Raw genomic sequence first — 17,283 nt, forward strand, 5'->3', positions numbered from 1 at the left:
CTAGCGCCCTCCCTCGGTCCCGTCGGCGACGGCCCGCGGGGCGTTCTCGGCCGCCACCCGAAGCTGCGGATTGCTCGCTGGCACTGGCCGCAGCATCGGGAACATCTTGGCGAACACCTCGTCCTTCGGACCGAAGGCCTGAATGCGTCCCTGGTTCACGGCCAGGACGAAATCGACGGCCGCCAGCACGTTCGGGCGGTGGGCGACGATGACGACGACCCCGCCCCGTTCGCGGACACCCAACATCGCCTTGATCAGTGCCTGCTCGCCATCCATGTCGAGGTTGGAATTCGGCTCGTCGAGCACCACGAGGAACGGATCGCGATAGAGCGCGCGCGCCAGCGCGATGCGCTGGCGCTGACCGGCCGAGAGCGCTTCGCCATGCTCGCCGATCTCGGTCTCGTAGCCTTCGCGAAAGCCGACGATCAGCTCGTGCGCGCCTGCCGCCTTCGCCGCGGCGATGATGGCGCCGGCGTCTGCGTCGGGCTCGAAGCGGGCGATGTTCTCGGCCACGGTGCCGGCGAAGAGCTCGACATCCTGCGGCAGGTATCCGATATGGCGGCCGCGCTCGGCCTGAGACCACTGATCGAGATCGGCGCCGTCCAGCTTTATCCTGCCGATGGCTGGAAGCCAGGCTCCGACAAGCGCGCGAACCAGCGTGGACTTCCCCGACCCGCTCGGTCCGATGATGCCGACGCCGTGGCCTGCCTCCAGGGCGAAGCTTGCGTCGTGGACCAGCAGCCTCTGCGTGCCCGGGGCGCCGACCGAGACGTTTTGCATGCCGACGTTCGCACTGGGCGGCGGCAGCAACATCGGCGCGCTTTCGGCCGGCAGGGCCATCAGCACCCTGTTCAGCCGCTGCCAACCCTGGCGCGCGGTGACAAAGCCTTTCCAATTGGCAATCGCAAGATCCACCGGGGCCAGCGCGCGGCCGCTGAGGATCGAGGCGGTGATGATGATCCCCGCCGTCGCCTGCCCCTCGATGACCAGCCAGGCGCCGAGGCCGAGCATAGACGACTGCAGCAGCATGCGCAGCACCCTCGACACTGCACCGAAACCGCCGGCGACGTCGCTTACCTTGCGCTGCTCGGCGATGTAATCGAGGTTGGCATCTTCCCACCGCGCGGTAAGACCGCCGGCCATGCCCATCGCGGCAACCACTTCCGCATTGCGGTTGGCGGCGCTGACCAGCCCGTTGCGGCGGATGCCGCTCGACGTTCCGGACAACACCGGCTTTCGCGTCAGCCGTTCGGCCATAATCGTCAGCGCGACCAGCACGATCGCGCCGACCAACGCCGCCACGCCGAGCAGCCAGTGGAACATGAAGATGATGAACAGATAGAGCGGCAACCAGGGCAGGTCGAAAAGCGCCGTTGGCCCGCTGCCCGACAGGAAGACGCGAACGCTGTCGAGATCGCGCATCGGCTGCAAACTGTCACTGTCGCGCCCGGTCTTGAGCGGAAGGCGCAGAATCGATTGATAGACGCGGCCGCCGAGCGCTTCGTCGAGCGCGCCGCCGATGCGGACCAGCACGCGTCCGCGCACGAATTCAAGCACGCCCTGCCCGGAATAGAGGATGAGGAGCAGAATCGAGAGGCCGGCAAGCGTCGGCAGGCTCCGGCTCGGCAGCACGCGATCATAGACCTCGAGCATGTAGAGCGAGCCGGCGAGCATCAGAACGTTGAGCACGCCACTGAACAGCCCGACCGCGACGAAGGCGGAGCGGCAGGCGCGAAGCGCTTCGGCAAGTTCCGAGCCTTGCAGGCGCTTGGCGGGTTTTGCGGCCGACGGGGCGGACGCGGCAACTTTGGCGGCCGTTTCAAGACCACCGACATCGGCCGGACGTGCGCGAAACAAAGCCAGGCCACCGAAGCCGGCGATCGCCGTAGCGCCAAACACCGCGCCCCCTGAAAGCGACCTGCTGGCAAGAAACGCCACGCTAACGGCAAGAAGGACGAGGCCGAGCAGCCTCGTCCTCGCCTGCCCGGTGCCGAACCGTGCCAGTCCTGTTATTTGTGCCATGCCGGTGGTTGCCATGCCGGTTTCGCCAGGCCTGATTGCAGCAGACCGCTCAGCTGATGCCTGTCAGTCCTCCAACCTCGTGCAGCGTCACCCAGAACTGGTCGAGCGTGTTCGGATGCTCGTCGATGATGCTGGTGCCGTTGAACCAGGCGACATGGCCACTAGGGCCGGAGGTCACCAGTTGGCCCTGGTTGAACCACATCAGGGCGTTCTTCAGACCTTCGCCGTCGGCCTCCTTGCCCCCGTTCCAATCGGTGATGCCTGTGCTCGCGTCGGTCACGTCGACATATTTGGTCCAGGCGATCGAGCTGGTCTTCACCGCGCTGCCGGCCAGTGCCGTGCCGGCGGCATTGGTGTCGATGAAGCCGTCGGGAGTGCCGCCGGGACCGCCGGTGGCATCGAGATTGATACCAAGGCCGGCCCAAGCGCCCTGCCCCTTCAACCACATCACCGCCTCGTCGATGAGGTTATTGGGCTGGGCGACGCCGTTGTCGATGTTGAGCTGCGCGGCGATTGCCTGCTGCAGCATGATCAGGCGGGCATCGCCGCCGGTCGAGGCGGATTCAATGGATTTTGCCAAGCTGATCGAGATCAGGAGATCATGGTCATCATCCGCGATGCCGTTGTGGTTGCTGTCGCCCAAGAGCAGATAGCCATCGGTGCGCGGATTGACGTCCACGCTGGACAGGACACCACTGGCTACGGCGCTCTTGGTCGGATTGCCTTCGTTGTTAGCGACGTTGTCCCAGGCATCGGCGTGACTTCCCCAGAAACCTTGCGTCAGGGCCTTGTTGGAGAAGCCCTCATAGTCGCTGCTGTCCGTGGCGGTCGGGGTAACCGGATGTCCGGCTGTATCGCTGTAGGCGGCGGTCGTGGCCGTGGCGTTGTTCACGTAGCTGCCGAGTTGCGCCGTGCCGGTCGCCTGGTAGTGCCAGGTTTCGCCGATGTCGAGGATGCCGTTCGAATTGCTGTCGCCGGTGTTGAGTCCGCCGCTGGTAATCGCCATCGCGTTGAAGTCGTCGCCAAGCGTGCCGGGAGTGCCATTGTCGTCCTTCACGACCACGTTGGTGAGCGCGACATTGCCGTCATTGGTGACATCGTAGGTCCAGGTGACCGGCTGGCCCTGGAAGATGTTCAGGCCGTGATCAACGCCGTTGGTCTTCTTGTCGAGGGTGATATGCGGATCGGCGCCGAAGTAGCTGGAGTCGTCCGAATCGGTGGCGAGGCCAACATGCCCGGCATCGTCGGTGAAGGAGCCGTTAGCCGTGCCGGTGTTGGTGTAGGCGTCCTTGCCTGCGACGCCGCTGGCCGTGTAGATCCAGGTCTCGCCCTTCTCCAACAAGCCATCCAGATTGGTGTCGCCGATATTGTGGGTGGCATCGGCAAGCACCGCGACCGGGGTAACGCCGGCATCGCTGTCGCCGACCGTCACGCCCGACAGGGCGACGTTGCCCGCGTTGGTGACGGTGTACTTCCACGAGATCGTCTCGCCTGTCAGGATGGTGTGGCCGTCGCCCTCACTGGTGTCGTCCACCGTCACCTTGTCGATGGCGATCTCGGGATCGGCGCCGAAATAGCTGGAACCATCGGTGTCGGTCACCGTGGTGCCATTGGCCGAAGCGGACACACTGCCGACATTGGCATAGTCACCGATGATCGCCTGGCCGGAACCAGTAAACTTCCAGATCTCGCCGACATCGAGCAGTCCGTTATTATTGACGTCGCCGATGTTGTGACTGGCGTCAGCACCGAGCACGTCGGAAACCACTACGCCCTTATCGTCGGTGACGACGACGTTCGACAAAGCGACATTGCCGGTATTGGTGACTGTGTATTGCCAGGAAATATCATCAGTTGCCAATACGGTCAGGCCATCGCCTGATGCGGAGCCATCCACAGTCACCTTGTCTATGGCGATCGCGGGGTGATCCTCGGTGCCACCGGTCGTCGTGATGGTCCGCCATTCCTCGAAGCCGCCATTCGATCCCGAAAAGCTCGAGTATAGCGTCACGAAGGAGCCGGGCGCTGCACCGGCAGCGGTAAAAAGGCTGACTGGGACCAGAACCCGGTAGTCATCCGTTCCCGATCCATGATTGGAGTCAATCAGCAATTGCGAGGAGGAGAGATCGAAGATGGACGTGAAACCGGCAAACCCGGCATTATAGTCCGCGAGGGTTGCGTCCGCGCCGGAGATGTAGATTTTCAAATCTGTCAGCGTGATCTCGCCGTTGGTGGCGTTGTTGCTTTCGTTAAGGTCGAGTCGGAACTCGATGTAATCGACGCCGCCGACTTTGATTGACTGGATGTCGCTATACTGCAGACTGTGCGTGAACGACGACTTGTCGTCGAGGACATTCCCGTTTTCATCTGTGTTGAATCCTTCCTCGACACCTGTCGCCTGCAAGCGCAGGAAGGAATCATAGTTGCCCGTGCCCGAGCCAATGGTGGTTGCATCGAGAAGAACGCCGAAACCTATGTCGAGACTCATGTCCAATCCTCCGCAGGCACGCCCGCTGTTGGCCGCCCCAGGCGGCTGACTACCCCAAGCCAAAGCGCCGAGATCAGCGCTGAATTCCGTGAGGGAGGAGGTTCGGCGTAGCGTCCGACAAGCCGCAACCGACGGCCCCGACCGGCGAGCAGCAAACGCAAAGGCGGCTCACGACGGCTGGCTGCTCGATGGTAACGGTTAAAGCGGCTATAGATGCCGCGCTGCGTATCCCCTGCCCCAGTAGCGTCGCGACTCGTTGTTGCCGGTCGAGAGACTCTTCACGCCACTCTTATATTAGGGGATTATTAACTCTACCGGAGCGTGCGTCAACTGGCAATTTGATGAAGAGTTAATGACAAAACGCAGACTGATCGTGGCTGCGACCAGACTGCACCGATGATATTGTTTTTCATGATTTGCGCAGACACTTGCGCATCCTCAATCAGACCTAAGTCGTCAGACCTCAGCCGCAATTGCACCAGAATGGTACAACCTTAGGGCATTTTAATCTGGGATTCGATTAGCTGGTTCGCGCGCTGTTCCGGCAATTCAGGATAAGTGGCTTCCTTCCTCAGGCACCCCCTCACACCTTCTTCTTCCCCCGCTTGCCGCCATGCGCTTCCACGGCCTTCTCGACGGCGCGCTTCAGCTCGTCCTTGATCTCGACCGTATCGGCCATCAACGTTTCGACCTTCAGGAAATCGAGCACGCGGTATTTCGAGACCGCGGGGCGAATCAGAATGTCCGGCCGGTGCTGCCTGAGCTTGTTGGCGATGATCGACTGCATCATCAACTGCGTGGCGCCATACATCAGATCGACGGTGGTCGGATGCCTGCGCTCGGCCTCGCTCGGCGCGCCCACCACATCGATGGCGATGATGATGTCGGCGTCCTTCTCGATGAGGTCGAAGGGCACCGGGTTGTAGATGCCGCCGTCAATCAGCACGCGGCCATCGCGCGTCACCGGGCGGAACACCGCCGGAATGGCGGCCGAGGCTGCCAGCGCCGATTGCAGGTCGCCCTCTTCGAACACTGCCAGCTTGTGGCCGAAATAGTCGGTCGCCGTCACCTTGAGCGGGACCTTCAGCTCTTCGAAGGTCGCGGGGATGGCGTCAGGCAGGAAGGCTCTCAGGATGCGTTCGACATTGAACTGGCCGACGCGGATGCCGCCCTGCATGGCCTCCGCGATCGTGCCCGGCCGCGAACGCCACATGCGCGCGGCCACCTCGGCGCGGCTGCCGAGGATCGAGCGGGCATAGCCGTGGATCTCGGCCCCTCGCATGCCCGAGGCCATGCCGGCGCCCATTATGGCACCGATCGACGAGCCGGCGATCGCCACCGGCTCGATGCCAAGTTCGTCGAGAGCCTCGATGATATGGATATGAGCGAGACCACGTGCGCCGCCGCCGCCGAAGGCCACGCCGAAGGTCGGGCTCATCCCTTGCCGCCTCCCGCCAGCGGCGGGCCGATGACCATCACGGCGGGATCGGCCGATAGAAGCTTCTTCGCCGCCGCCTTGACGTCGGCGAGCGTCACCGCGTTGATGAGCGCGGCGCGCCGCTTCATATAGTCGATGCCGAGATTGTCGACCTGCAGCTCGACCAGCGTCGCGGCAATGGAGCTGGAGGAATCCAGATTGTTGATGGCGTAGGCGCCGATCAAGTATTTCTTGATCGCCGCAAGCTCCTCCTCGGTGGGGCCGTTCTCAGCCATGTCCTTCACCACCTGGCGCACGATCGAAAGCGTTTCGGCAGCGCGGTCGGAACGCGTCGCCGTCGTTACGAGCAGCGAGTGGGAATGCTCGTTGTCGACGAGGTCGGAACTGACGCCATAGGCGAGGCCGCGTTTCTCACGCACCTCCGAGAAGAGCCGGGAGGTGAAGGTCGAGCCGCCAAGGATCTCGTTCATCAACACCGTGGCAAAGAAATCCGGATCGCTGCGTTTCACGCCCGGCCAGGCGAGCTGCAGCGAGGTCTGCGGCAAATCGTAGTTCACTTCGAGCTGTTGCCCGAGCTTGGGCGTGACATCCGCGACCGGGGCCAATGCCTGCTTTTCAGGCAAGCCTCCGAATACCTCGTCCAGCTTGTTGCTCAGCGTCGCGGCATCGATGTCGCCGACCACCGCCACACGCAGGCCGTTGCGGGCGAAATTGGCCTTGTGGAAGGCCTTGATGTCATCGGCGGTAATGGTAGTCAGGCTATCCTTCGTTCCCTGGTCGGAGCGCGAATAAGGATGCTCGCCATAGATGGCGCGCAGCCAGCGCTGCTGCGCCACCGTGTTCGGATCGCGCTCGTTGGCGAGGATGCCGGACAGCACCTGGGCCCGGATACGGTCGATCGGCGCCTGGTCGAAGCGCGGCTGGTCGACTGCAAGTTTCAGCAGGTCGAAAGCCTCGTTCTTCTCCTGTGACAGCATGCGCATCGTGCCATAGGTGCCGTCGCGCGCTGCCTGGAAACTCATCTCGGCGCCGGCATCGTCGAGCTTCTGCTGGAAGGCGTCGCTGTCGAGATTGCCGGCGCCTTCGTCGAACAGGCCGGTCATCAGGTTGACAAGCCCCTCCTTGCCGGCCGGATCCTGCGCGCTGCCGCCATCGAAGACGAAGCGGATGGCAATCAGCGGGATAGAATGGTCCTCCACCAGCCAGGCGGTGACGCCCTCCTTCGACTTCACCTCCTGGATGTTCATCTCGGCGCGGGCGGCGAGCGCCGGCAGCAGCAGGAAGAACAGGGCAAAACACAAGGTGGCGAAGGCGCGGTAGAGGCGCCCACCTTCCCCCACAAGGGGAGAAGGCAAGAACGAGCGGCGTAGGCGCACAAGTACCAAGCTCATCGATCAATTCCCCGCCTGTTGTTGCGGCAAGAGATAGCCGGTGGTCGAACGATCGAGCACCAGGTAGCGGGCAGCAACCGCCTTGACCTCATCGGCGGTGACCTTGCGGATCCGGTCCGGCCATTCCTCGACATCCTTGACATTGCCGCCGGTGGCAAGCGTGGAGCCAAACATATTGGCCATGTCGTCCTGCTTGTCGCGGGCAAAGATCATGGAGCGCACATAGCGGGTCTTGGCCCGCTCCAGCTCATCATCGCTCACGCCGTCCTTGACGATGCGGGCGATCTCGGCGTCGACCGCCGCCTCGACATCGGCGAGCTTGGCGTCGCCGCGCGGCGCGCCATAGACGGTGAAGTTGGTGTCGTCGAGCATGGTGCCCTGGAAGTAGGCTGCCGCGTCGGAGGCGATCCCCTGCTTCACGACGAGCTCCTGGTACAGCCGGCTGCGGTTGCCGCCGCCAAGGATCTCGGCCAGTAGGTCGAGCGCCTCCGCCTCGCCGGGCTTGGCCGTGTGATAGGACGGCACGACCCATTGCGTCGAAAAACTCGGCACCGAAACGCGCCCGTCGGTGAGCGTCACTGTCCGCTTGGTGTTCTGCTCCGGTTCGACCGGGCGGATGCGCGGCCGCAGGTCAGGGCCGCGCGCGACCTTGCCGTAGGTACGCTCGGCCATCGCCTTGACGGTATCCGGGTCGACATCGCCCGCGACCACCAGCACCGCGTTGTTCGGCCGGTAGTAATTGTCGTAGAAGGCTTTCGCATCCGGACGGTTCAGTTGCTCCATTTCCTGCATCCAGCCGATCACCGGAATGCGGTAGGGCTGGTTCTGCCAGAGCGTCGCATCGACCTCCTCATCCAGCACCGCCTGCGGATCGCTGTCGATGCGCGAGCGGCGCTCCTCCAGGATCACGTCGCGCTCGGTCTGGATGACATCGTCGGTCAGGATCAGGTTGCGCATGCGATCGGCCTCGAAACCCATCATCTGCTCGAGCGCCGAAGGCGGCACCGTCTCGTGGAAGGCGGTGTAGTCGTAGGAGGTGAAGGCGTTGTTCGAGCCGCCGATCTCGGACACGGCGCGGTCGAACTCACCGGCGGCATGGTTGGCCGTGGCCTTGAACATCAGATGCTCGAAGAAATGCGCAATACCGGATTTGCCGGGCGGCTCGTCGGCGCTGCCGATCTTGTACCAGACCATGTGGGTGACGATCGGCGCGCGGTGGTCCGGGATGACGACCACCTCCATGCCGTTGTCGAGCAGGAAATCCTTGACCTCGCCATCGTCGGCCGCACGGACCGGAGCCGCCGCGAGCGCCAGCGCGCCGACAAGAAGCGCCGTGCGCAGCCCAATCCTCGTTGGTGTCATCGAATTCTCCGGTCCCGGGTGCACGACGATAGGAAAGCTTTGCTGGCGAGGCAAAGCGAATTGTTCGTCATTTTCGAGGCGTGGCTAGAGCAATCTAGTCGGCCTCGATGAAACGGATGACCGTTTCGCCGTAATTGCGTTCGTCCCTTACGGAAAAGCCGGCGCCCGGTTCGAATGGCGCCGAGGCCGCCTCCTCGACGACGCAGAGCGCGCCAGGCACAAGCCAGCCGCCGGTTTTGGCCGAGCGCAGCGCGCGCTCGCCGAGCCCTTTGCCATAGGGCGGATCGGCAAAGATCAGATCAAACGGCGAGATCGTGCCGGCTTCACCGAGATGCGTGGCATCGCGGCGGAAGATCTTGGTGCGGCCGGTGAGCCCGTAGGCTTCGACATTCTCGCGGATCAGGCCGCGCCCTTCCGTCGATTCCTCGATGAAGACGCAGTAGGAGGCGCCGCGCGACAGCGCCTCCAGCCCGAGCGCGCCTGTGCCGGCGAAGAGGTCGAGCACGCGGCCGCCCTCGAGCTTTTCGGCATAGCGATGCGCCAGGACGTTGAACACCGCCTCACGGGTGCGGTCTGTGGTCGGGCGGATGGCATTGCTTTTCGGCGTCGCCAGCGGACGCCCGCGGAACTCACCGCCGACGATCCGCATCGCCGCCCCTCTTCGGACCGCGCGGCCTGTTGCCGCCATCGCCTTCGGGGCGCTCGCCGCGGGGCTTGCCGAAAGGCTTTGCGCCCGGCTTGCCCTTGCCGCCCGGCTTGTAGGATGCCTTGCGCGCCTTCGCCTCGGCGGCCTTGGCGGCGTCGGCTTCCGCCCTGCCCTTGCCGATCGGCCGCGCGCCCGGCGCCATCCAGACATTGGCCTTGCGCTGGCCCGGCGGCTCAATCGGCCGCTGCTCGCGCTCGGATTTCTTGCCGCCGAACCGGGGCTTGTCGCCAAACCCACCGCGCGGCTTGTCGCCGAAACCGCCGCGATCGGATTTCGGGCCGCGCTCGCCAAACGCCCTGTCCGGCCCAGACGCCCTGTCCGGCCCAAATGCCCTGTCCGGCCCAAATGCCCTGTCCGGCTTTGTCGAAAGCTTGCTCAGCGCCTCGTCGCGACTGCCTTCGCGGCGCTTGCGCGCCTTGATCAGCCCACCCTCGCCGATCGGCCGGCGGTCGCCGTCGCGCGTGAATTTCGGCCTGTCGGCCTCTTCTTCGCGGCGCGGACCGCTGCCGCGCACCGGCTTGTTGGAAAACGGCTTTTGAATCTCGGCATCGAAGTTGGCACCGGATTCCTCGATCAGCCGTTCGCCGAGCTGTTCGCGCAACACGCGGCCCTTGATCTCCAGCACATGGCCCTCGGGGAGATCCTCGAGCTGGAACGGCCCATAAGAGATGCGGATCAGCCGGGTCACATCGAGGCCAAGCGCGCCCAGGATGTTCTTGACCTCGCGGTTCTTGCCTTCGCGCAGCCCGATGGTCAGCCACGCATTGGTGCCCTGCTCGCGGTCCAGCGAGGCTTCGACCGAACCGTAGAAGACGCCGTCGACGGCAATGCCGTCCCGCAGGCCGGCAAGCGCGCTCTCCTCGACCTTGCCGTGGACGCGCACGCGGTAGCGCCGCAGCCAGCCGGTGGCCGGCAGCTCGAGCACGCGCGACAGCCCGCCGTCATTGGTCAGCAGAAGCAGGCCTTCCGTGTTGATGTCGAGCCGGCCGATCGTCATCAAACGCGGCAGATCGGACGGCAGCACGTCGAAGACGGTCTTGCGGCCTTCCGGATCGCGGTTGGTGGTGACGACGCCCGCCGGCTTGTGGAACAGGAAGAGACGCGTGCGCTCGATCGGCGGGATCTCGGTGCCGTCGAGATGGATGACGTCGGAGGCGCTGACGTTGAAGGCCGGCGAGTCCAGCACCTTGCCGTTGACCTTGACGCGGCCGGCCGCGATCAGTTCCTCGGCATCGCGGCGTGAGGCGATGCCGGCGCGCGCCAGCCGCTTGGCTATGCGCTCGCCGCTCTCTGGTTCTGCTTCGCCGGGACGCGGACGGGGCTTGAAGCCGCCCTCCGGCTTTCTTGGGGCGCTGTCGCGCGGCGGTCGATCGCTGAAATCACGCTTCGGCCGGTCGGCGAAGTCGCGTGCCGGGCGGTCGCCGAACTCGCGCTTGGGGCGGTCGAACCGTCGTTCGCCCCGCTCTTCGGCGGCCGCCGGCCGGTCGCCACGCGGTGTGTAAGGCTTGCGGCCCTCACGCTTTTCGAAGGGCTTGCCGTCGCGCGGCGGACCTTTGCGGAACGGCCTGTCACCACGCTCCCCGCCTTCACCCATTTCACGCGGCTTGTAGCCACGCTTGAAGTCGCCGCCCTTGCCGTCGACATCGCGGGCCGGGCGCTCGCCTTCGGCGGCCACCGGCCGGTCTCCGCGCGGTGCGTAAGGCTTGCGACCTTCACGCTTCTCGGAGGGCTTGCCGGCTGGGCGCGGACCTTTACGGAACGGCTTTTCGGCGCGCGCCGCACCCTCGCCCGCCTCGCGTGGCTTGTAGCTGCGCTTGAAGTCGCGGCGTCCGCCGTCGACATCGCGGCGTCCGCCGTCGACATCGCGGCGCTCGCCTTCGGCCGCCTTCGGTCGCTCACGCTTGGCGAACGGCTTCTTGGCGCCGTAGGCTGGCTTGCGGTCACGCTGGCCCGCCGGTTTCGAGCCGCCCTTGCGCGGTCCGCGTGAAGATTTCTTGTCGTCGTCCATTACTTTGCTCGTCTTCACCTGCTACAGCGCCGCGCGCCCTTTCGGACGCCTAGCGCAGGCAGTGTCATCTTGATTTTGCGCATCCAGCGGCGCGGCAAAAACCGATTCCGGTTTTCAGGGTCTCGCGCTAGATAACAGGATCACTCTCGGGTGGCGAGGAGTAATCGGAATGGAAACCGCTTGAAACGACCGGATTTCATGGCCTTGGCGCTGCAAGAGGCCGAGGCGGCCGCCAGCCGCGGCGAAGTGCCGGTCGGCGCGGTGATCGCCAATGGCAACACGGTGATCGCGAAAGCCGGCAATCGCACCCGCGAGCTTGCCGATCCGACGGCGCATGCCGAGATGCTGGCAATCCGCGAGGCCTGCCGGGAACTCGCCAGCGAGCGGCTGACCGGCCACGACCTCTATGTCACGTTGGAGCCCTGCGCGATGTGTGCCGGCGCGATCTCCTTCGCCAGGCTGCGCCGGCTCTATTTCGGCGCAGCCGACGAGAAAGGCGGCGCGGTGGTCAACGGCGCGCGCTTCTTCGCTTCGCCCACCTGTCACCACGCGCCCGACATCTATCCGGGGATCGGCGAGAGCGACGCCGCCCTCATCCTCAAGGATTTCTTTCGCGAGAGACGGGAACCGTAGGCCTGCGCGGCCAGTTCCGGCCTACAGGCCGAGCCAGTCGAACCAGCCGCCCTTCTTGCCTTCCGCCTGCGCCTTGAGGCGGCGCTCCTTCTTGAACTCGTCCTCGCCGAGTTCGTTCTGCGGCGCGGCGGCGGAGGCCTGGCGGTAGGCAAGCGGCGGCTCGCTCAGATATTTGCGAACTGTCGGATCGCCCTGCTTCTGTTCGGCAAGCCGGCGCTGAATCTCGGCTTTGCGGGTAGTGTTGGAATCATCCGGCGACCAGCGCGGCGGGTGGCTGGAACCCGAATCGGCCATCGCTTTCTTCACGGACGCGGGGTCGGTCTGCACGTCCTCGACCGCCTCCGGCTGATAATTCGGATCGTTCTGGTGCGTAGTGGCGTCGGCGCGGATGCGGGCGCGGCGCGCCTCGGGCGATTCGGGCCAATCGGTGCTCGCCGTCTGGATGCTCTGCTGTGGCGGCGGCAGGTTTTCCTTCTGGCCCGGCGCAGGCTTCACCAGATCGGGGCGCGGCTTATAGTCGATTGGATCGCGGCGCTTCGGCGTGATGGCGGCGGCGCCGGAAACGTCGTCGAACAGCTGCGCGGCGGCGGTCTTGTCGGTTCCGTAGGTGGGCGAACTCATGCAGCCGGACAAAGCCATGGCCGATACCACAAGCGGTGCCAGCAGCGCGGCACGCGCAAACATTCTGTCGGTCATGCCAATAAGTCCCACTCTAACAGCCTTTCGGTCGCCACCGGCCAAGGGCACGGTCCCCTTCTTCCCCGCATTTGCGATGGAAATCCGGCGACAATTTGTCTGCCGGAGTGTCGCGTGTTTACCTCAACCACTTATTAAGGGCAACGCACGGGCGGATATGGGCCGCCCGGCGTGGCATTTCTGCACTTATTTGATGGGTGCATGTCTTTATCCCGAAACCGGTTCCCACTTTCGGGAGACATGCACTTATTTGACCGGTGCATGTCGTTAGCCCAAAACCGCTGCGCACTTTTGGGCGACATGCAGTTATTTGAGCGGTGCATGTCGTTAGCCCAAACCGCTGCGCACTTTTGGGCAACATGCGCCTAGAAACGCCCAAGTGCTTTCAGCTCATGCAGCACCGCCGCATCGCGGGCCGAGACATCCGGGAACTCCGGATCCTGGCCGACATCGGCGGTGTAGCGCCAGGAGCGCGCGCATTTGACCAGACCGCGATCCTCGGCCTTTTCCACAACCACCGCCACGCCCTTGACGTCGTCGAGCGTGAAGGCGCCTTCCGGCGCTTTGCCATGCGCGATGACGAGGTCGCTGGTGATCGCCATCTCGGCCATGTCGATATCGGCGATCGCCGCCTCCAGCGCCGCGTCGTCGATGGTGACCACCGGAACGGCTTCCAGCGAAGAGCCGATCAGCTTCTCGGCGCGCGCGATCTCCAGCGCGCCGGTGACGACGCGGCGCACCTGCCTCACCTTGCGCCATTTCTCGGCCAGCGCCTCGTTGCGCCAGTTTTGCGGGATTGCCGGGAACTGATCGAGATGCACCGACACGGCTTCCGGATGGCGGTCGAGCCAGGCTTCCTCGGTGGTGAAGGGCAGCATCGGCGCCAGCCATTTCACCAGGCATTCGAAGAGATGGCGCACCACCTGCACGGCCGCCCTGCGGCGCAGGCTCGACGGACCGTCGCAGTAAAGCGCGTCCTTGCGGATGTCGAAATAGAAGGCCGAGAGCTCGACCACCATGAAATCCAGCAGCGCGCGGGTGATGCGCTTGAACTCGAACGCGTCGTAGCCCTGGCGCACGACTTCGTCGAGCTCGGACAGCCGGTGCAGCATCAGCCGCTCCAGCTCCGGCATCGTCTCCACCGGCACATCCTTGCCATCGTCATGCGCGAGCGTGCCCAGCATCCAGCGGATGGTGTTCCTGAGCTTGCGATAGGCGTCGATATTGGTCTGCAGCACGTTCTTGCCGAGCCGCTGGTCTTCCCAATAATCAGTCGTCACCACCCAGAGCCGCAGGATATCGGCGCCGGACTGCTTGATGACGTCCTGCGGCACGACGGTGTTGCCGAGCGACTTCGACATCTTGCGGCCTTCTTCGTCCATGGTGAAGCCATGGGTGATGACCGCCTCGTAAGGCGCCCTGCCCCTGGTGCCGCAACTTTCGAGCAGCGAGGAATGGAACCAGCCGCGATGCTGGTCCGAGCCCTCGAGATAGACGTCGGCTGGCCATTTGAGGTCCGGACGGTCTTCAAGCGTGAAGACATGCGTGGAGCCGGAATCGAACCAGACGTCCAGGATATCCATCACCTGGTGCCATTTCGAAGCATCGTGATTGCCGAGGAAGCGCTCCTTGGCGCCGGGGGCGAACCAGGCATCGGCGCCCTCCTTCTCGAAGGCATCCATGATGCGCTGGTTGACCGCCTCGTCCTGCAGCACATTGCCGTCCTCGTCGGCGAAGACGGCGATCGGCACGCCCCAGGCGCGCTGGCGCGACAACACCCAGTCGGGGCGCTCCTCGATCATGGCGCGGATGCGGTTCTGGCCGGCAGCAGGCACGAAGCGGGTGTCGTCGATCGCCTTCAGCGCGCGGCTGCGCAAGGTCGTGCCGTCGCCGAGGTCCTTGTCCATATAGACGAACCACTGCGGCGTGTTGCGGAAGATGATCGGCTTCTTCGAGCGCCAGGAGTGCGGATAGCTGTGCTTCAGCCGGCCGCGCGCGAAGAGCGCGTTGCGCTTGATCAATTCCTCGATCACCGCCTGGTTGGCATTGCCCTTCTTGCCGTTGTCGTCGATGACGCGCGCCGGCCCACCCTCGCGGTCCGGACCAAAACCCGGCGCGTCCTTGGTGAAGAAGCCGGCATCGTCGACCGGGAAAGGGATTGCGGTGTCGACGCCACGCTTGAGCAGCTCGGCAACCGCGTCCGTCCAGGCGTCGAAGTCCTCGCGGCCGTGGCTGGGCGCTGTGTGGACGAAGCCGGTGCCGGCATCGTCGGTGACATGCTCGCCGGCGACCATCGGCACCGGGAACTCATAGCCGCCCGCGAGACCCTTGAAAGGATGCGAAAGCGTAAGGCTTGCAAGCTGTTCGGCCGAGACGCTGTGAAGCCTGTTCAACGTGACCTTGGCCTTGGCCGCGGACTCTTCCGCCAGCGCATCGGCAAAGATCAGCTTCTCGCCGGGCTGCGGGCCGAAAGCATTCTCGGCCGCCGTCACCTCATAGAGGCCATAGACGACGCGCGGCGAATAGCTGACGGCGCGGTTGCCGGGGATGGTCCAGGGCGTGGTGGTCCAGATGACGACATGCGCCTCGACCAGGTCGAGCGCTGTCCCATCCAGCGCCGGCGCGGCGTCGGCGACCGGCTGGGCGAGGCTCGCGACCGGAAACTTCACCCAGATCGTATCGCTCTCATAGTCCTGGTATTCGACCTCGGCCTCGGCGAGCGCGGTGCGCTCGACCACGCTCCACATCACCGGCTTCGAGCCGCGATAGAGCTGGCCTGACATGGCGAATTTCAACAGCTCGCCGGCGATGCGCGACTCGGCGTGGTATGCCATGGTCGTGTAGGGATTGTCGAAATCGCCGATGACGCCGAGGCGCTGGAACTCGTCGCCCTGAACCTTGATCCAGTGGGCCGCGAAGTCGCGGCATTCCTTGCGGAACTCGTTGACCGGCACCTCGTCCTTGTTCTTGCCCTTGGCGCGGTACTGCTCCTCGATCTTCCATTCGATCGGCAGGCCGTGGCAGTCCCAGCCCGGCACGTAATTGGCGTCGTAGCCGCGCATCTGAAAGGAGCGGTTGATGACGTCCTTGAGGATCTTGTTCAGCGCATGGCCGATATGGATGTTGCCGTTGGCATAGGGCGGGCCGTCATGCAGCACGAATTTCTCGCGGCCGGCGGCCTCCTCGCGCAGCTTCCTGTAGAGGTCCATGTCCTGCCAGCGCTTGACCAGGCCCGGCTCCTTCTCGGGCAGGCCGGCGCGCATCGGGAAATCCGTCTGGGGCAAATAAAGCGTTTTGGAATAGTCGATCGTCTCGGACGTAGCTGTATCGGTCATTGATCTGCCATCTCAGGGTGCCCGACGGCGAAAAGCCCGGGCGTTGAAGTCTTTGCTTTCACGCATATCGTTTTCCCGAAACCGGTGCCACTTTGGGCAATATGCGTTGATGTTCTGGAACAGGCGCGAGGGGCGCGCGCGAAAACTCCCGGCGGCTCCGGCGGCGCTCAGGCCGCCCGGAACACCGGGCCCGTAATTCGTATCGCGATCGAAAAAAGGCGCGAAAAGCTCGTCATGGCGTGGCTTTTAGCGGATGGCGCGGCAGGAATAAAGCACGGATTTCAAGGCGTGGGGCCGCTTTCGCGGCCTACATCGTGAAATTGAAGCGGTATGTGGTCGACACACCGAACATCCACTGGTCGCGATCGCCGCGTTCCTTGACCAGGCTGGAATCGGCAGCCGGCCCCATCAGGCGCGAATATTCGGTGAAGACGCTTGCCGTCATCGGCTCGGTCACCTTCCAGGTGATCGCGCCGCCGAGGCCCGTCGACTTCACACCGCCGCCCGGATGGTACTCGCTCAAGCCCGAAGCCGCCGCTTCCTTGGCATTGACGCCGTAATAGGCGTCGAAATAGTCGGACGAGGCGAAGGACACGCGCGGGCCACCGGAAATGCGCACCGTGGGCGTGATGTCATAGAAGGCGTCCGCGGCGATGTCGGCGACGAAACCGTTATGGGAGCGGATGCCGTGCCTGAGCTCGGCGCGCGCCCTGAGCCAATCCAGCGGATAGAATTCGAAGAAGCCGCCCGCCTCGCCGCCGAAGCGCACCGGGTCGAGGCCCTTCAGCTCATCCTTGCTTTCACGATGGAACAGGAACTTGCCGGTGAGGCCGGCGCGCACGGAACCGTCATCGATCAGCGCCAGCGAGATGTTGTCGTTGCGCGAGGTGAAGCGCGCCTCGGGGCCGACCTTGCCGAGCGAGATGATCGGCTGGGCGCTGAACATGTATTTCTTGCCGCCCTCGAAATTCGGCGCGACGAGGCCGGTGGCGCCGAGCGTCAGGTACCAGTCGCCGGATATCCAGCTGCCTTCGCCCGCCTGGGCGACAGGCGCGGTGCACAGACCTACGGCGACGGCCAGCGGAATCTTCCCGACAATACGCATCGTCACCCCTTACGCGAAACACGCCGGCAACTCCATCTGCCGCCACCCAAGCCATGCCGCGCGTTCGGTAAAATTTGACTTAAAGTCGTAACATCGGAA

Annotated in this window: 11 protein-coding genes; 1 reads left to right on the top strand and 10 read right to left on the bottom strand. The window is 64.4% G+C overall.

The features are described 5' to 3' along the window. The 7 genes from RFM98_RS08175 to RFM98_RS08205 form a co-directional block, all read right to left on the bottom strand. A complete protein-coding gene (locus RFM98_RS08175) occupies nt 1-2,037 on the bottom strand; it encodes a type I secretion system permease/ATPase (protein WP_320308389.1) in 2,037 nt (678 codons plus the stop codon). A 34-nt stretch (nt 2,038-2,071) separates the two neighbouring features. Then, complete coding sequence (locus tag RFM98_RS08180) at nt 2,072-4,510, bottom strand: CLIPPER-2 domain-containing protein (protein ID WP_320308390.1); 2,439 nt, start codon at nt 4,508-4,510, stop codon at nt 2,072-2,074. A 583-nt stretch (nt 4,511-5,093) separates the two neighbouring features. Next, nucleotides 5,094-5,948, bottom strand: a complete 855-nt coding sequence (locus RFM98_RS08185; RefSeq protein WP_320308391.1) for a patatin-like phospholipase family protein — start codon at nt 5,946-5,948, stop codon at nt 5,094-5,096. Continuing rightward, nucleotides 5,945-7,339 (bottom strand): M16 family metallopeptidase, encoded by a 1,395-nt coding sequence (locus tag RFM98_RS08190; protein WP_320308392.1) that lies wholly within the window; start codon nt 7,337-7,339, stop codon nt 5,945-5,947. The genes RFM98_RS08185 and RFM98_RS08190 overlap by 4 nt, the downstream gene beginning before the upstream one ends. A 3-nt stretch (nt 7,340-7,342) precedes the next feature. After that, entirely contained in the window at nt 7,343-8,701 is a 1,359-nt protein-coding gene (locus RFM98_RS08195; protein ID WP_320308393.1) for a M16 family metallopeptidase, read from the bottom strand. A gap of 94 nt (nt 8,702-8,795) precedes the next feature. Next, on the bottom strand, nt 8,796-9,350 hold the full coding sequence (gene rsmD / locus RFM98_RS08200) for a 16S rRNA (guanine(966)-N(2))-methyltransferase RsmD (protein ID WP_320212073.1): 555 nt from the start codon (nt 9,348-9,350) through the stop codon (nt 8,796-8,798). Beyond that, entirely contained in the window at nt 9,331-11,415 is a 2,085-nt protein-coding gene (locus RFM98_RS08205; protein ID WP_320308394.1) for a pseudouridine synthase, read from the bottom strand. The genes rsmD and RFM98_RS08205 overlap by 20 nt, the downstream gene beginning before the upstream one ends. Before the next feature lie 180 nt (nt 11,416-11,595). On the opposite strand from RFM98_RS08205, the gene RFM98_RS08210 reads away from it, so the two are divergent. Next, entirely contained in the window at nt 11,596-12,048 is a 453-nt protein-coding gene (locus RFM98_RS08210; protein ID WP_320308395.1) for a nucleoside deaminase, read from the top strand. 21 nt (nt 12,049-12,069) lie between these two features. Here the strand turns inward: RFM98_RS08210 and RFM98_RS08215 are convergent, their stop codons facing one another. The 3 genes from RFM98_RS08215 to RFM98_RS08225 form a co-directional block, all read right to left on the bottom strand. Beyond that, nucleotides 12,070-12,744 (bottom strand): hypothetical protein, encoded by a 675-nt coding sequence (locus RFM98_RS08215; protein WP_320308396.1) that lies wholly within the window; start codon nt 12,742-12,744, stop codon nt 12,070-12,072. 365 nt (nt 12,745-13,109) lie between these two features. Further along, a complete protein-coding gene (ileS, locus tag RFM98_RS08220; RefSeq protein ID WP_320308397.1) occupies nt 13,110-16,079 on the bottom strand; it encodes an isoleucine--tRNA ligase in 2,970 nt (989 codons plus the stop codon). A gap of 307 nt (nt 16,080-16,386) precedes the next feature. After that, nucleotides 16,387-17,184, bottom strand: a complete 798-nt coding sequence (locus RFM98_RS08225) for a MipA/OmpV family protein (protein ID WP_320308398.1) — start codon at nt 17,182-17,184, stop codon at nt 16,387-16,389. Between the last annotated feature and the right edge of the window lie 99 nt (nt 17,185-17,283).

Source organism: Mesorhizobium australafricanum, assembly GCF_033977265.1.
In the GTDB taxonomy this organism is placed as follows: domain Bacteria; phylum Pseudomonadota; class Alphaproteobacteria; order Rhizobiales; family Rhizobiaceae; genus Mesorhizobium; species Mesorhizobium australafricanum.

Bases quoted from the DNA above. Each gene is read 5' to 3' on its own strand.
- RFM98_RS08180 (WP_320308390.1), bottom strand. From the start codon at position 4,510: ATGAGTCTCGACATAGGTTTCGGCGTTCTTCTCGATGCAACCACCATT.
- RFM98_RS08195 (WP_320308393.1), bottom strand. From the start codon at position 8,701: ATGACACCAACGAGGATTGGGCTGCGCACGGCGCTTCTTGTCGGCGCG.
- ileS (WP_320308397.1), bottom strand. From the start codon at position 16,079: ATGACCGATACAGCTACGTCCGAGACGATCGACTATTCCAAAACGCTT.
- RFM98_RS08205 (WP_320308394.1), bottom strand. From the start codon at position 11,415: ATGGACGACGACAAGAAATCTTCACGCGGACCGCGCAAGGGCGGCTCG.
- RFM98_RS08225 (WP_320308398.1), bottom strand. From the start codon at position 17,184: ATGCGTATTGTCGGGAAGATTCCGCTGGCCGTCGCCGTAGGTCTGTGC.
- RFM98_RS08215 (WP_320308396.1), bottom strand. From the start codon at position 12,744: ATGACCGACAGAATGTTTGCGCGTGCCGCGCTGCTGGCACCGCTTGTG.
- rsmD (WP_320212073.1), bottom strand. From the start codon at position 9,350: ATGCGGATCGTCGGCGGTGAGTTCCGCGGGCGTCCGCTGGCGACGCCG.
- RFM98_RS08185 (WP_320308391.1), bottom strand. From the start codon at position 5,948: ATGAGCCCGACCTTCGGCGTGGCCTTCGGCGGCGGCGGCGCACGTGGT.
- RFM98_RS08175 (WP_320308389.1), bottom strand. From the start codon at position 2,037: ATGGCAACCACCGGCATGGCACAAATAACAGGACTGGCACGGTTCGGC.
- RFM98_RS08190 (WP_320308392.1), bottom strand. From the start codon at position 7,339: ATGAGCTTGGTACTTGTGCGCCTACGCCGCTCGTTCTTGCCTTCTCCC.